The sequence below is a fragment of the Xaviernesmea rhizosphaerae genome (genome assembly GCF_001938945.1).
GTDB lineage: Bacteria > Pseudomonadota > Alphaproteobacteria > Rhizobiales > Rhizobiaceae > Xaviernesmea > Xaviernesmea rhizosphaerae.
This window is the reverse complement of sequence record NZ_MKIO01000029.1, coordinates 87,383-99,984: the sequence shown is the minus strand read 5'-3', so window position 1 is coordinate 99,984 and position 12,602 is coordinate 87,383. Positions and strand designations below refer to the sequence as shown.

Annotated in this window: 14 protein-coding genes; 9 read left to right on the top strand and 5 right to left on the bottom strand. The window is 64.2% G+C overall.

Annotated elements, in window-relative coordinates; all coding sequences use genetic code 11:
* Nucleotides 1–55 precede the first annotated feature (55 nt).
* The 3 genes from BJF92_RS11270 (at nucleotide 56) to clpA (ending at nucleotide 3,598) form a co-directional block, all read left to right on the top strand.
* Nucleotides 56–424 carry a phasin family protein gene (locus BJF92_RS11270; protein ID WP_075634841.1) on the top strand — a complete coding sequence of 123 codons (369 nt, stop codon included), beginning with the start codon at nucleotides 56–58 and terminating at the stop codon, nucleotides 422–424.
* 321 nt (nucleotides 425–745) lie between these two features.
* Nucleotides 746–1,096, top strand: a complete 351-nt coding sequence (clpS, locus tag BJF92_RS11265; protein WP_075634840.1) for an ATP-dependent Clp protease adapter ClpS — start codon at nucleotides 746–748, stop codon at nucleotides 1,094–1,096.
* Between the two features lie 9 nt (nucleotides 1,097–1,105).
* Complete coding sequence (clpA, locus tag BJF92_RS11260) at nucleotides 1,106–3,598, top strand: ATP-dependent Clp protease ATP-binding subunit ClpA (RefSeq protein WP_075634839.1); 2,493 nt, start codon at nucleotides 1,106–1,108, stop codon at nucleotides 3,596–3,598.
* 11 nt (nucleotides 3,599–3,609) lie between these two features.
* Here the strand turns inward: clpA and BJF92_RS25150 are convergent, their stop codons facing one another.
* On the bottom strand, nucleotides 3,610–3,804 hold the full coding sequence (locus BJF92_RS25150; protein ID WP_143524002.1) for a hypothetical protein: 195 nt from the start codon (nucleotides 3,802–3,804) through the stop codon (nucleotides 3,610–3,612).
* 222 nt (nucleotides 3,805–4,026) lie between these two features.
* On the opposite strand from BJF92_RS25150, the gene BJF92_RS11255 reads away from it, so the two are divergent.
* The 3 genes from BJF92_RS11255 (at nucleotide 4,027) to BJF92_RS11245 (ending at nucleotide 6,168) form a co-directional block, all read left to right on the top strand.
* The gene (locus tag BJF92_RS11255; RefSeq protein ID WP_075635028.1) at nucleotides 4,027–4,713 is read left to right on the top strand and encodes an AzlC family ABC transporter permease; all 687 of its coding nucleotides are present in this window, start codon (nucleotides 4,027–4,029) and stop codon (nucleotides 4,711–4,713) included.
* Nucleotides 4,710–5,054 (top strand): AzlD domain-containing protein, encoded by a 345-nt coding sequence (locus BJF92_RS11250; protein ID WP_075634838.1) that lies wholly within the window; start codon nucleotides 4,710–4,712, stop codon nucleotides 5,052–5,054. The genes BJF92_RS11255 and BJF92_RS11250 overlap by 4 nt, the downstream gene beginning before the upstream one ends.
* A gap of 202 nt (nucleotides 5,055–5,256) precedes the next feature.
* A complete protein-coding gene (locus BJF92_RS11245) occupies nucleotides 5,257–6,168 on the top strand; it encodes a hypothetical protein (protein WP_075634837.1) in 912 nt (303 codons plus the stop codon).
* A 35-nt stretch (nucleotides 6,169–6,203) separates the two neighbouring features.
* On the opposite strand, the gene BJF92_RS11240 is transcribed toward BJF92_RS11245, so the two are convergent.
* From BJF92_RS11240 to BJF92_RS11225, 4 genes are all read right to left on the bottom strand, one after another.
* Nucleotides 6,204–6,629 carry an HIT family protein gene (locus BJF92_RS11240; protein WP_075635027.1) on the bottom strand — a complete coding sequence of 142 codons (426 nt, stop codon included), beginning with the start codon at nucleotides 6,627–6,629 and terminating at the stop codon, nucleotides 6,204–6,206.
* Between the two features lie 135 nt (nucleotides 6,630–6,764).
* A complete protein-coding gene (locus BJF92_RS11235; protein ID WP_075634836.1) occupies nucleotides 6,765–7,970 on the bottom strand; it encodes a GNAT family N-acetyltransferase in 1,206 nt (401 codons plus the stop codon).
* Nucleotides 7,971–7,979: 9 nt separating this feature from the next.
* A complete protein-coding gene (locus BJF92_RS11230) occupies nucleotides 7,980–8,741 on the bottom strand; it encodes a glycerophosphodiester phosphodiesterase (protein WP_075634835.1) in 762 nt (253 codons plus the stop codon).
* Nucleotides 8,742–8,834: 93 nt separating this feature from the next.
* Nucleotides 8,835–9,308 (bottom strand): RidA family protein, encoded by a 474-nt coding sequence (locus BJF92_RS11225; protein ID WP_075634834.1) that lies wholly within the window; start codon nucleotides 9,306–9,308, stop codon nucleotides 8,835–8,837.
* A 252-nt stretch (nucleotides 9,309–9,560) separates the two neighbouring features.
* Here BJF92_RS11225 and BJF92_RS11220 point away from each other — a divergent pair, with 252 nt between their 5' ends.
* The 3 genes from BJF92_RS11220 (at nucleotide 9,561) to tsf (ending at nucleotide 12,585) form a co-directional block, all read left to right on the top strand.
* Nucleotides 9,561–10,424, top strand: a complete 864-nt coding sequence (locus BJF92_RS11220) for a cell envelope integrity EipB family protein (protein WP_245294731.1) — start codon at nucleotides 9,561–9,563, stop codon at nucleotides 10,422–10,424.
* Between the two features lie 217 nt (nucleotides 10,425–10,641).
* On the top strand, nucleotides 10,642–11,409 hold the full coding sequence (rpsB, locus tag BJF92_RS11215) for a 30S ribosomal protein S2 (protein WP_075634833.1): 768 nt from the start codon (nucleotides 10,642–10,644) through the stop codon (nucleotides 11,407–11,409).
* Nucleotides 11,410–11,661: 252 nt separating this feature from the next.
* The gene (tsf, locus tag BJF92_RS11210; RefSeq protein ID WP_075634832.1) at nucleotides 11,662–12,585 is read left to right on the top strand and encodes a translation elongation factor Ts; all 924 of its coding nucleotides are present in this window, start codon (nucleotides 11,662–11,664) and stop codon (nucleotides 12,583–12,585) included.
* Nucleotides 12,586–12,602: the final 17 nt, after the last annotated feature.

The window sequence follows — 12,602 nt, the reverse complement described above, 5'->3', positions numbered from 1 at the left end:
TTGTGCACCGCACATACTCTTTTTGTCAGCATAAACTGGTGAGAGGAGACATCCCATGTTTGCATTTGATGAAGCAAATAAGCGCAACAAGGAAGCCATGGACCTGGTGTTGAAGTCCTACGCCTCGATGGCGAAGGGCTTCCAGGCCATCGCCGCGGAAGCGACCGACTATTCCAAGCGCTCCTTCGAGGAAAGCGTTGCCCATATCGAGCGTCTGTCGTCGGTTCGCAGCATCGAGACTGCGGTCGAGCTGCAGACCAACTTCGTGAAGTCGGCCTATGAGGGCTACGTCGCCGAAGCCACCAAGCTCGGCGAAATGTATGCCGATCTGGCCCGCAGCGCCTACAAGTCTTATGAAGCGCCGGTCGCCAAGGCTGCCGCCAATGTGAAGGCCGCCGCGGCCCAGGCCGCTGCCGCTGCCTGAGATTCCGCCGCTGCCTGATGGCACGGACGGGCCCCGCCGGGTCCATCGTCAATTTCCGGATTGAGCCGAAACCGGCCGCAGATTTCTGCGGCCGGTTTTGTTTTGCGCGCTTCGTCCCCATATCAGCCGGAACCGCCATTCCGGCGAGAGGTTTCCCAGCGATTGCGGCGTCTGCCGAGCATTCTGGCGCGGCCCCTGCGAATATCGTTGCAGAGCGGCAGAACGGGCTTAAAATCAGGAAACGAACCACTAGATAACATGTCATCGAATGGTCGCATTGCAGCCGGAGGCTCGGCGATCCGATAAGGGAATGAACAAGAAATGATCGCACTGCCGATCCGGATGCAGAGTGAGAAAGACGGCGGCGGGGAGGGTGGCCGGAGCACATCGGTCATCACCCGGACCAAGCCGAAGACCAAGAAGCCGAGTCTGTATCGTGTCCTGCTTCTGAATGACGACTACACGCCGATGGAGTTCGTGATCCATATTCTGGAGCGGTTTTTCCAGAAGGATCTCGAAGAGGCGACCAAGATCATGCTGCATGTCCACCACCACGGGGTGGGGGAATGCGGCGTCTTCACCTACGAGGTCGCGGAGACCAAGGTGATGCAGGTGATGGATTTTGCGCGTCAGCATCAGCATCCGCTTCAATGCGTCATGGAAAAGAAATGAGGAACGCACGTGCCAACATTTTCGCCCAGCCTTGAAAAGGCACTCCATCAGGCGCTGACGCTCGCCAACAAGCGCCATCACGAATATGCGACCCTCGAACATCTGCTGCTTGCGCTTATCGACGACGCGGATGCCGCGGCCGTCATGGGGGCCTGCAATGTCAATCTCGAAACCCTGCGCAAGACCGTCGCCGACTATGTCGACAACGAACTGAGCAATCTCGTCACTGGCTATGACGAGGATTCCAAGCCGACGGCCTCCTTCCAGCGCGTGATCCAGCGCGCCGTCATCCATGTCCAGTCGTCCGGCCGTGAAGAGGTTACCGGCGCCAATGTGCTGGTGGCGATCTTCGCCGAGCGGGAAAGCCATGCCGCCTATTTCCTGCAGGAGCAGGAGATGACGCGCTATGACGCCGTCAATTTCATCTCGCATGGAATCGGCAAGCGTCCCGGCACTTCGGAGGCGCGGCCGCCGCGCGGCGTCGATGAAGGCGAGGCCGAGCCGAAGGCTGCGCGCACCGATGACGAAACCGGGCAGAAGAAGCCGCAGGATGCGCTCTCTGCCTATTGCGTCAATCTCAACGAGAAGGCCAAGATCGGCAAGATCGATCCGCTGATCGGCCGTCATTCCGAGGTCAGCCGCACGATCCAGGTCCTGTGCCGCCGCTCCAAGAACAACCCGCTCTATGTCGGCGATCCCGGCGTCGGCAAGACGGCGATTGCCGAAGGGCTGGCCAAGCGCATCGTCGAGGGCAAGGTGCCGGAAGCGCTGGCCAATGCCACGATCTTCTCGCTCGACATGGGCACGCTGCTGGCTGGCACGCGCTATCGTGGCGATTTCGAGGAGCGGCTGAAGCAGGTCGTCAAGGAGCTCGAGGATTATCCCGGCGCGGTCCTCTTCATCGACGAGATCCACACGGTGATTGGTGCGGGCGCCACTTCGGGCGGGGCGATGGACGCCTCCAACCTGCTGAAGCCGGCTCTTTCCTCAGGCGCGATCCGCTGCATCGGCTCGACCACCTATAAGGAATATCGCCAGTTCTTCGAGAAGGACCGCGCGCTGGTCCGCCGTTTCCAGAAGATCGACGTCAACGAACCGTCGATCAACGATGCGATCGAGATCATGAAGGGGCTCAAGCCTTACTTCGAGGATTACCACAAGCTGAAATATTCCAACGAGGCGATCAAGTCGGCCGTCGAACTGTCGGCCCGCTACATTTCCGACCGCAAGCTGCCGGACAAGGCGATCGACGTGATCGACGAGACCGGTGCGGCGCAGATGCTGCTGCCCGTGGCCAAGCGGCGCAAGCTGATCACCGAGAAGGAGATCGAGGCCACCATCGCCACCATGGCCCGCATCCCGCCCAAGACCGTGTCCAAGGATGACGAGACCGTTCTCGCCAATCTGGACAAGGAGCTGCGCACGGTCGTCTATGGTCAGGATCTGGCGATCGAAGCCTTGTCCTCGGCAATCAAGCTGGCCCGCGCCGGCCTGCGCGAGCCGAACAAGCCGATCGGCTGCTATGTCTTCTCCGGCCCGACCGGCGTGGGCAAGACCGAAGTGGCCAAGCAACTCGCCGCTTCGCTCGGCGTGGAGCTTCTGCGCTTCGACATGTCGGAATACATGGAGCGCCATACGGTCTCGCGGTTGCTCGGCGCACCTCCCGGCTATGTCGGCTTCGATCAGGGCGGGCTCTTGACCGATGGCATCGACCAGCATCCGCACAGCGTGCTGCTGCTCGATGAGATCGAGAAGGCGCATCCGGATCTGTTCAACATCCTGCTGCAGGTCATGGACCATGGCCAGCTGACGGACCATAACGGCAAGAAGATCGACTTCCGCAACGTCATCCTGATCATGACGACCAATGCGGGGGCTTCGGATATGGCCAAGGCCGCCATCGGCTTTGGCTCGTCCAAGCGCACGGGCGAGGATGTGGAGGCGCTGAACCGGCTGTTCACGCCGGAATTCCGCAACCGTCTGGATGCGGTGATCCCCTTCGGCCCGCTGCCGACGCCGGTCATCCATCAGGTGGTGCAGAAATTCGTCATGCAGCTGGAAACCCAGCTGGCCGAACGCAACGTCACCTTCGACCTCGCGCCGGAGGCCGTCGCCTGGCTGGCCGAGAAGGGTTACGACGAGAAGATGGGCGCCCGCCCGCTCTCGCGCGTGATCCAGGAAAACATCAAGAAGCCGCTCGCCGAGGAAATCCTTTTCGGCAAGCTCAAGAAGGGCGGCGTCGTCAAGGTGACGATCGGCGACAAGCCCGATGGCTCCAAGGGTATTGTTCTGGAATCGGTGCCGGAGAGCGAACGGATCAAGCCGAAGGCCGAAGTGGTTCGCCCCGCGCGCAAGAGCGCCAAGGCCGAACCTCAGGCCGAGGTGGAAACCGTGGGCGCAGAGCCCAAGGCCTCCGGCCGCAAGGCCGCCAAGCCCGCGCAGACGCCGGAGCCCGATGCACCACGCAAGGGCCGCACCGTTCCCAAGGTGCCGCGCAAGTAAGCGATGCTTGCTCAAAGATGAAGGAAAGGGCCGGGCGGGATCGTCCGGCCTTTTTCGTTTTCGCCTTTTCGTGGAAAAGCCGGCTGACCAGGACGGTGTCGCTCTTTCGGCTCGGTCATGGCATCGCCGGGCGGTGCGATGATCGAAGCGGGCCTTTTAGGATCGCCCAGGCGCATGACGTGTTGCGCCTTCTTCATGACAGCCATGTGCGATGGTGGTTTCTTCGCGAGCGTGCATCCGCTACTGCCTGAAAGGCAGCCGGACAGGAACGCTGATCAGACGCGTCACGCGCGGCGGCGGAAAGCACAGCAAAGGCTGATGGCATGACCGAGAAGCACGGGCCGCCGATCCCACACGGCCGAGGGGGCGACCTCCCTGAAAAGGATGGCCTGCCGGAGCGCACGCGCGCTTACTGGATCGGGCGCGGCATGCTCGGTCTCTTCAGCCTGCCGGGGATGATCCTGCTCATCTCCTTTTCCGGCTTTGCCGCCTTCGCCGCGCAGTCCGGCATTCCCATGGCGCAGGCCGTGTTCATGACCGGAATCATCTGGGCGCTGCCGGCCAAGGTGATTCTCGTGGGGTCGATCGTCAGCGGCGCGCCGCTGATCGCCGCCTTCCTCGCCGTCACCCTGTCCTCCATCCGGCTGATGCCGATGATCGCGGCGCTGATTCCGGAAATCCGCACGGCGAAAACCCCGAGCTGGGCGCTCCTGCTGGTCTCGCATCTGATCGCGATCACCGCCTGGGTCATGGCCATGGAGCGGGTGCAGGCGGTTCCGCGTCCGCACCGGCTCGCTTTCGTCGCGGCACTTGGGCTGACGCTGACGCTCTCCTGCATGGCGCTGGTGGCGCTGGTCTATCCCTTCGTCTCCACCTTTCCGCCGCTGGTGGCCGGCTGCCTGTTCTTCCTGACGCCGGTCTATTTTCTCGCCTCGATCTGGAGTTCGGCGCGCCAGAGGGTCATTCCCGTGGCGCTCGTGATCGGCCTCTTCATCGGCCCCTTCGCGGCGCTGGCTGTGCCCGATTTCGACATTCTCGTCTCCGGCATCGGCGGCGGCACGCTCGCCTGGATGATCGAGCGGGCCTGGCGCAAGCGGGAAGGGAAGGCGGCATGAACTGGACCCCGGGGCCTGAGGGCTATCTCTTCATTGCGATCGCCGGATTTCTCGCCACCGACATCTGGCGCTGGCTCGGCGTGATCATCGGCAACCGGCTGGACGAGAGCTCGGAAATGCTCAACTGGGTGCGCGCCGTCGCCACCGCGCTGGTGGCGGCCGTCGTCTCCAAGCTCATCGTCTTCCCCACCGGCGAACTTGCCGCCTCGCCGCTCTGGGTGCGGCTGCTGGCGGTCGCCGTCGGTGCTCTGGCCTTCTTCCTCGGCCGCAAGACGCCCGCCATCGGCATCGGCACCGCAATCGCCACGCTGGCCCTCGGCCTCTGGTGGATCGGCTTCTGATCGCGCCGGTCGCGGCCTTGTACGCGCCGCGGGATGCCACACGCTTGCATGGGCTGCGCTTTGGCCGTCATCGACCTATATAGACAAGCGGCTTGCCGCTTTCGGCAGGCAGAACCCGTCCGGCCTTAAGATGATGACGTGGCGCTGATGTCCACGCGTCCCGGCAGCGGATGATTGGTCGGACCACCGAAAGGAGACGCGCATGTCAGGACGACGCCGTCAGGCGCTGGGTTGGCTGCTGACAGCGGCCCTGGCGGTTCTGCTGGCCTTCGCCAATCCGCTGGCGGACCGGGCCGCCGGCTATAATCGCGACGTCACCATCGGCAGCACCGCCCTTTATGGAACGCTCCGGGTGATGAATTCGGTGATGAGCGTGGCCAAGGATGCGGATGTCACGGGCGGTGTCGGCGTGGCCTCGGTCACTGCGAGCCCCGGACAATTGCTGCAGCCCGTTACCAACACGATCGACCGCATGGCCGAGCTGCTCTTCTGGCTGGCGATCCTCTCCGGCATTCTCTCCACCATCGTCCTGCCGGTCGCCAAGGTCGCGGCGGTGGGCCTCGCCGCCGCTTCCGCCCTGCTCGCGCTCATCGCCGGACTTGGCCGCAGCCTGCCGGAGGCGGGGCAAAGGCTGATGCGGGGACTGGTGGTGCTCGGGCTTGTCGGCGCGCTGGCGCTGCCCCTGTCCTACACGCTGGCTTTCCATGCCGGCGAGGCGATGACCAATACCGCCTGGAAACAGGCGACCGCCGTCTTCGACCGGCTGCAGACCGACTATAGCGACAAGGCGGCCGAAGCCGCCGTGGTGCCGCCGCCCGCTCCAACACCGGAAGTGGCCCCGCCGGAGCAGAGCCTTCTCGGCCGGATCGGCACGGCGATCGGCGCTTCGGGCGCCGCCCTGTCGGAAACCGTGACCTCTGCGTCCGGCGTGGTCGAACGCCTGTCGGAGGGCGTGATCTCCCAGGCCAAGGTGGTGGCGGACGGCGTGGCGATTTCGGGCGATCTGTTCAACGCCTCGATCGCCATCGCCGTCTCCTATCTCGTGCGCATCCTCGTGCTGCCGGCGCTCATCCTCGGCGCCTGCCTCTATCTGATCCGGCTGGCCTTTCGCTGAGTCGGATCGATCCAGGGGCTGACAGGCCTTCAGCCTCAGCCGGCGAGTGCTTCCCGCAGCTTTTCCGCCTGGGCGGCCAAGAGGCCGTGATCAGCCATGGTGCCGGTATGGGGCTTCAGTGGCCGGCCTTCATGGCGGGGGATCACGTGGAAATGCAGATGGAACACCGACTGGCCGCCGGCAGCCTCGTTGAATTGCATGATGCTGATGCCATCGGCCTCGAAGGCCTCCTGGGCGGCCTGCGCGATCGTCTGCACCACCTGGATCAGGCCGGCGAGCGTGGCCGGGTCGGCGTCGAGCAGGTTGCGCGAGGGCGCTTTGGGCACGACCAGCACATGGCCGTCCGCCTGCGGCATCACATCCATGAAGGCGATAGTCGCCTCGTCCTCATAGACGCGGTGCGACGGGATCTCGCCGCGCAGGATCTTGGCGAAGATATTGTCGGTGTCATAGGCGGTCATGGGGTCCTCCTGATGCGGGCGCGCGACCAGCACCGGTTCGGCGCCATCGCGGTTTCCGTGAGTCTTTGTGTGCATTCTCTTGAAAGGGAAAGAGGGCAATCGCAAGCGGCGGATCGGCGATCCGCCTGTGGCCTTCTACTCGATCTCCTCGCCCTCGCGCAGCTGGCGCGCGCCCTTGCGGAAGGGACCATGCTCGGAGAGCATGTCGCCCATGGCCTCGACATCGCGCCGCTCCCGCTCGAGATAGGCCTCCACCGCGCGGCGCAGGCCGGGATGGGCGATGTGATGCATGGAATGGGTGGTCACGGGCAGATAGCCGCGCGCGAGCTTGTGCTCCCCTTGCGCGCCGGCCTCCACGCGCGCGAGCTTGCGGGCGATCGCGAAGTCGATGGCCTGGTGATAGCAGACCTCGAAATGCAGGAAGGGGTGGTCCTCGATGCAGCCCCAGTGCCGGCCATACAGCGCATCCTCGCCGATGAAATTGATGGCGCCGGCAATGTAGCGCCCCTCGCGCTTGGCCATCACCAGCAGGATATCCTCCGGCATGCGCTCGCCGATCAATGAGAAGAAGCGCCGGGTGAGGTAGGGGCGGCCCCATTTGCGGCTGCCCGTATCCATGTAGAAGGCGAAGAACTGGTCCCAGATGTCTTCTGTCAGGTCGGAGCCGGTCAGCCAGTCGATGCTGATGCCATTTTCGAGCGCGGCGCGCCGCTCCTTCTTCAGCGCCTTGCGTTTGCGCGAGGCGAGCGTCTCCAGGAAATCGTCATGCGAGCCATAGCCGGCATTGGTAAAGTGGAACTGCTGGTCCATGCGGTGCAGGAAACCGGCATCGTCGAAGCTTTCCAGCTCGGCTTCCGGCAGGAAGGTGACGTGGGCGGACGAGGCGCCGAGCCGCCGGGTCAGCTCCTGCAGGCCGGCGGTGAGCGCTGCACCCGTCGCCTCTGGATCGGTGCCGAGCGCCGTCAGAAGGCGCGGGCCGGTAGCCGGGGTGAAGGGCACGCAGCATTGCAGCTTCGGGTAATATTGCCCGCCGGCCCGCTCCAGCGCATCGGCCCAGCCATGGTCGAAGACATATTCACCCTGGCTGTGGTTCTTCAGGTAGCAGACCAGCGCGCCGAGCAGGCCGCCCGCCTCGTCCTCGATCAGCAGATGCTGGCCGAGCCAGCCCGTCTTGGCGGTGGCCGATCCCGATTCCTCCAGCGCCGAGAGATAGGCATGGGAGACGAAGGGATTATAGGCCATGCCGGACTGGCCGCGCGCGGCGCCGCCAAGCCGCGCCCAGGCCTGCTTGTCGATCGCCTGGAAGGCGGTTTCGATGCGAATGCTGACAGGCGTTGTCACGAGGCTGGCTCACTCCTTACCATTTGTTCTTGCCGTGTTGTCGAGACCGCTGGCGGGAAGCTCCGTCGGGTCGAAGCCTTCGAAGGTGATCTGGTCGCCCTCGGCATAGCTGTGGCGCAGCGCCGCCTCGTCCCTCACCGTCCAGGTGATTACCGGCAGCCCGCGGGCCTTGACCCCGTCGACGAAGGGATTGGGCAGGTGGGCGTAATGATAGGAGGTGAAAGCGAGCCCCAGCTCCATGGCTTTTTCGTGGCGCTCGAAATCCTCCGCCGTCTCGCCCCAGGCCGTCAGGCCAAGCGGGAAGGGCGCATCCAGCGCCTTGAGGTCGGCCAGGAGCCAGGCGTCGAAGCTCATCAGCGCCACGGGGCCGCTATAATCTTCCAGCACTTCCAGCACGGCGGCGGCAAAGCCCTCGTCATCGCCTTCCCGGCCCTTGAGCTCCACCATCAGCGGCACGCGGCCGCCCACCAGCTTCAGCATCTGCTTGAAGGTCGGCACCCTGTCCTTCGTGCCGCCGACCGCGAGCAGGCCAAGCTCGCCGGCGGTGCGGGCGCGCACATCGCCGGCTATGCCGCACAGCCGCTCCGTGTCGTCATCGTGAAACACCACCGGCACGCTGTCGGCCGTGTAATGCAGGTCGCATTCGATGGCGAAGCCTTTGTCGACCGCCCGCTGGAAGGCGGACAGCGTGTTTTCCCAGATGTGGCCGTTCATGTCGTGATAGCCGCGATGGGCGATCGGCAGGGTCTTCAGCCAGGAATGATCGGTCATGCGCATGATCCTTGACGCTCGGCCGAAACCCGGCGCGCCTGCATTCGGGGCGCCAGGGTCTCAGTCCTCGTTCTATACGACTGATATCGCGGCTCAGATGATGTCGAGCACGGCGTCGATCTCGACGGCGGCATCGAAGGGCAGGGCGGCCATGCCGACGGCGGCGCGCGCATGACGGCCGGCGTCGCCCAGGATCGCTGCGATCAGATTGGACGCGCCGTTCATGACGAGATGCTGCTCGGTAAACTCCGGCACAGAGGCGATGAAGCCGTTGAGCTTGACGACGCGGGCGATGCGCGAGAGGTCGCCATCCAGCGCGGCCCTGGCCTGGGCGAGGATGTTGATGGCACAGAGTTCGGCGGCGCGCTGCCCGGCGGCGACATCGACCCCGGCCCCGAGCTTACCCGTCACGGCGACCTTGCCGGCCTCCATCGGCAGCTGGCCGGAAATGAACAGCTGCGTGCCAGAGAGCACATAGGGCACGTAATTGGCGGCCGGCGCGGCAGCGACAGGCAGCGTAATTCCGAGTTCGGCGAGTTTTGCATCGATCGGATGGACGGCGGACATGATATCTCCGGATTCGGGTCGATTGTGTTTTGCCGGCGGATGCGGCATGCAGACGGTTTGTGCGAAGCGTCAGTGACGGCCGCGGCGCACGCAGGAAGCGGCTTTCCTCGGCACCCGTGTTCTAACGCATTGCCGCGCAAACCAACAGGAGCCAAGCGCATGTTTCCGAAAGCCTTTGCAAGACGCCCCGACAGGACGCAGGCGCTCCGGAAAGGCAGCGCTCTGACGCTCTTCCTTATGGCCGGCACCCTCATGAGCCACGCTGCCCCGGCCCTGGCGATGACGCCGCTGGTGCCCCATCGCGCCGTCTATGATCTGCAGCTGCAGGACGCCACCGAGCAGTCCGGCATTTCCAACATGTATGGCCGCATGGTCTATGAGTTCAACGGCTCGGCCTGCGCCGGCTACACGGTCAGCTTCCGCTTCGTCACCAAGGTCGATGGCGGCGAGGAGGTGCGCACCACAGACCAGCAGACCACGACCTTCGAGGATCCGAAGGGCAGCTTCCGCTTCCTCACGCGCTCCTTCACCGACGACAAGCTGGACAAGGAGGTGCGCGGCACCGCCCATGAAACGGAGAAGGGGGTCTCCGTGGATCTGGAGGCGCCGCAGAAGCAGTCGGTCGATCTGACGAAGGCGATGTTTCCCACCGCCCACATGATCGACGTGATCGAGAGGGCGCTGAAGGGCGAGAAGCTGTTCGAGGCGCGCCTGTTCGACGGCTCCGATTCGGGCGACAAGACCATGCTGACGACGACGGTGATCGGTGCGCGGGAGACGCCTGCCGGCGGTGGCGCAGGCAAGGCCGAGAGCGACAAGAACAAGGAAGACAAGATCGAGAGCGGCAAGGCCGAGGAGGGCGCGGACGACACGGACGCCGAAAAGGCCGGCACGCTGGCCCGTAGCCCCTACTGGCCCGTGACCATCGCCTATTTCGAGGATCACTCCACCGGCGACGCCACGCCGACCTACCGCACCAGCTTCAAGCTCTACGAAAACGGTGTGACTCGCGACCTGACCCTCGACTACGGCGATTTCGTCCTCTCGGCCAAGCTTGCCAAGCTTGATCTTTACAAGGCCGATGGCTGTAACTCGCCCGCAAAGCAGGCCAAATAGGCCTCAAACACGAGGAAACCGGCAGCGGGCGGGCGAAAAGGCCCTCCCGGCCTTGATTGTTCGTCGGCCATCCTGTATGGCGCCCACCATTCCACACGCGAAGTTGGGATCGACCGGGAGACATCCGGCGGTTCCGCCGGTGGCTTTGTCCGTATCCGAACATGATCGGGCGGGCTGTTCACTTCGCGGAGGTTAAACCGGAAAAGGAGTAAAAGGCATGGCATTGCCTGATTTCAGCATGCGCCAGCTTCTGGAAGCTGGTGTTCACTTCGGCCACCAGACCCATCGCTGGAACCCGAAGATGAAGCCCTACATCTTCGGTGAACGTTCCAACGTTCACATCATCGACCTGGCCCAGACCGTTCCGATGCTGTCGCGCGCCCTGCAGGTCGTCAGCGACACCGTTGCCCGTGGCGGCCGCGTTCTCTTCGTCGGCACCAAGCGCCAGGCCTCGGACATCATCGCCGATGCCGCCAAGCGCTCGGCCCAGTACTACGTCAATGCCCGCTGGCTCGGTGGCATGATGACCAACTGGAAGACGATCTCCAACTCGATCCAGCGCCTGCGCAAGCTCGATGAAATCCTGGCCTCCGACGCCCAGGGCTTCACCAAGAAGGAACGCCTGAACCTCGAGCGCGAGCGCGAAAAGCTCAACCGCGCTCTCGGCGGTATCCGCGACATGGGCGGCGTTCCGGACCTGATGTTCATCATCGACACCAACAAGGAATCGATCGCCATCGACGAAGCCAAGCGCCTTGGCATCCCGGTCGTGGCCATCATCGACTCCAATTGCGATCCGGACCAGATCGACTTCCCGATCCCCGGCAATGACGACGCCTCGCGCGCCATCTCGCTCTATTGCGACCTGATCTCGCGCGCTGCCCTCGACGGCATTGCCCGCCAGCAGGGTGCCGCCGGCCGCGACCTCGGCGCTTCGGCCGACCTGCCGCTCGAGCCCGCGCTCGAAGAAGGCGTGGAAGCCTGATTGCCGCGCCGCCCTTGCCCTTTCGGGTCTCAAGGGCGGCCGTCATCGCAACCGAATGACTGACGGGGCCGTTTCACCGCTGAAAAGGGAAAACGGCCCTGTTCATTTCATCGGCAGGCATCGCCTGCCGCCTGGCATCGGGTTGAGGTTCATCACGATGTCATGAAGGAGGGGCATTCCCCTCACACCTCTGGCACCGCGCCGTTTCATCCGGGCTGCGCGCCAAACGGAACCAATCAAAGAGGCAGGAAGATGAGCGTAACAGCTGCAATGGTGAAGGAACTGCGCGAGAAGTCTGGCGCAGGCATGATGGATTGCAAGAAGGCTCTGGCCGAGACCAATGGCGACATGGAAGCGGCCATCGACTGGCTGCGCGCCAAGGGCATCGCCAAGGCGGACAAGAAGTCCGGCCGCACCGCTGCTGAAGGCCTGATCGGCATCGCCAGCGCCGGCACCAAGGCCGTCGTGGTCGAAATCAACTCCGAAACCGACTTCGTTGCCCGCAACGACGCCTTCCAGGATCTGGTTCGCGGCGTAGCCGCCGTTGCCGTGGAAACCGAAGGTTCGGTCGACGCGATCGCCGCCGCCACCTATCCGGCCACCGGCAAGTCGGTTTCCGAGACCATCAAGGACGCCATCGCCACGATCGGCGAGAACATGACGCTGCGCCGTGCAGCCCTGCTCTCGGTCGAGGACGGCGTGGTTTCGACCTATATCCACAATGCCGCAGCCGACGGCCTGGGCAAGCTCGGCGTTCTCGTCGCGCTGAAGTCCACCGGCGACAAGGATGCGCTGAACACGATCGGCCGCCAGGTCGCCATGCACATCGCCGCCACCAACCCGCTCGCCATCCGCGCCAGCGAAGTGGATGCAGCGGTTGCCGAGCGCGAGCGCAACGTGTTCATCGAGCAGTCGCGCGCCTCGGGCAAGCCCGACAACATCATCGAGAAGATGGTCGACGGCCGCATGCGCAAGTTCTTCGAGGAAGTCGCCCTGCTGTCGCAGGCCTTCGTGATGAACCCCGACATCACCGTCGAGGCTGCGATCAAGGAAGCTGAAAAGACCGTCGGCGCGCCGATCGAAGTCACGGGCATGGCCCGCCTCCTGCTCGGCGAAGGTGTCGAGAAGGAAGAGACCGACTTCGCCGCCGAAGTCGCCGCCGTCGCCAAGGGCTGAGGCATTGATGCATTGGG

Bases quoted from the DNA above. Each gene is read 5' to 3' on its own strand.
- BJF92_RS11270 (WP_075634841.1), top strand. From the start codon at position 56: ATGTTTGCATTTGATGAAGCAAATAAGCGCAACAAGGAAGCCATGGAC.
- clpS (WP_075634840.1), top strand. From the start codon at position 746: ATGATCGCACTGCCGATCCGGATGCAGAGTGAGAAAGACGGCGGCGGG.
- BJF92_RS25150 (WP_143524002.1), bottom strand. From the start codon at position 3,804: ATGGCTGTCATGAAGAAGGCGCAACACGTCATGCGCCTGGGCGATCCT.
- BJF92_RS11255 (WP_075635028.1), top strand. From the start codon at position 4,027: ATGCTCGGTCTCTTCAGCCTGCCGGGGATGATCCTGCTCATCTCCTTT.
- BJF92_RS11250 (WP_075634838.1), top strand. From the start codon at position 4,710: ATGAACTGGACCCCGGGGCCTGAGGGCTATCTCTTCATTGCGATCGCC.
- BJF92_RS11245 (WP_075634837.1), top strand. From the start codon at position 5,257: ATGTCAGGACGACGCCGTCAGGCGCTGGGTTGGCTGCTGACAGCGGCC.
- BJF92_RS11240 (WP_075635027.1), bottom strand. From the start codon at position 6,629: ATGACCGCCTATGACACCGACAATATCTTCGCCAAGATCCTGCGCGGC.
- BJF92_RS11230 (WP_075634835.1), bottom strand. From the start codon at position 8,741: ATGACCGATCATTCCTGGCTGAAGACCCTGCCGATCGCCCATCGCGGC.
- BJF92_RS11225 (WP_075634834.1), bottom strand. From the start codon at position 9,308: ATGTCCGCCGTCCATCCGATCGATGCAAAACTCGCCGAACTCGGAATT.
- BJF92_RS11220 (WP_245294731.1), top strand. From the start codon at position 9,561: ATGAGCCACGCTGCCCCGGCCCTGGCGATGACGCCGCTGGTGCCCCAT.
- rpsB (WP_075634833.1), top strand. From the start codon at position 10,642: ATGGCATTGCCTGATTTCAGCATGCGCCAGCTTCTGGAAGCTGGTGTT.
- tsf (WP_075634832.1), top strand. From the start codon at position 11,662: ATGAGCGTAACAGCTGCAATGGTGAAGGAACTGCGCGAGAAGTCTGGC.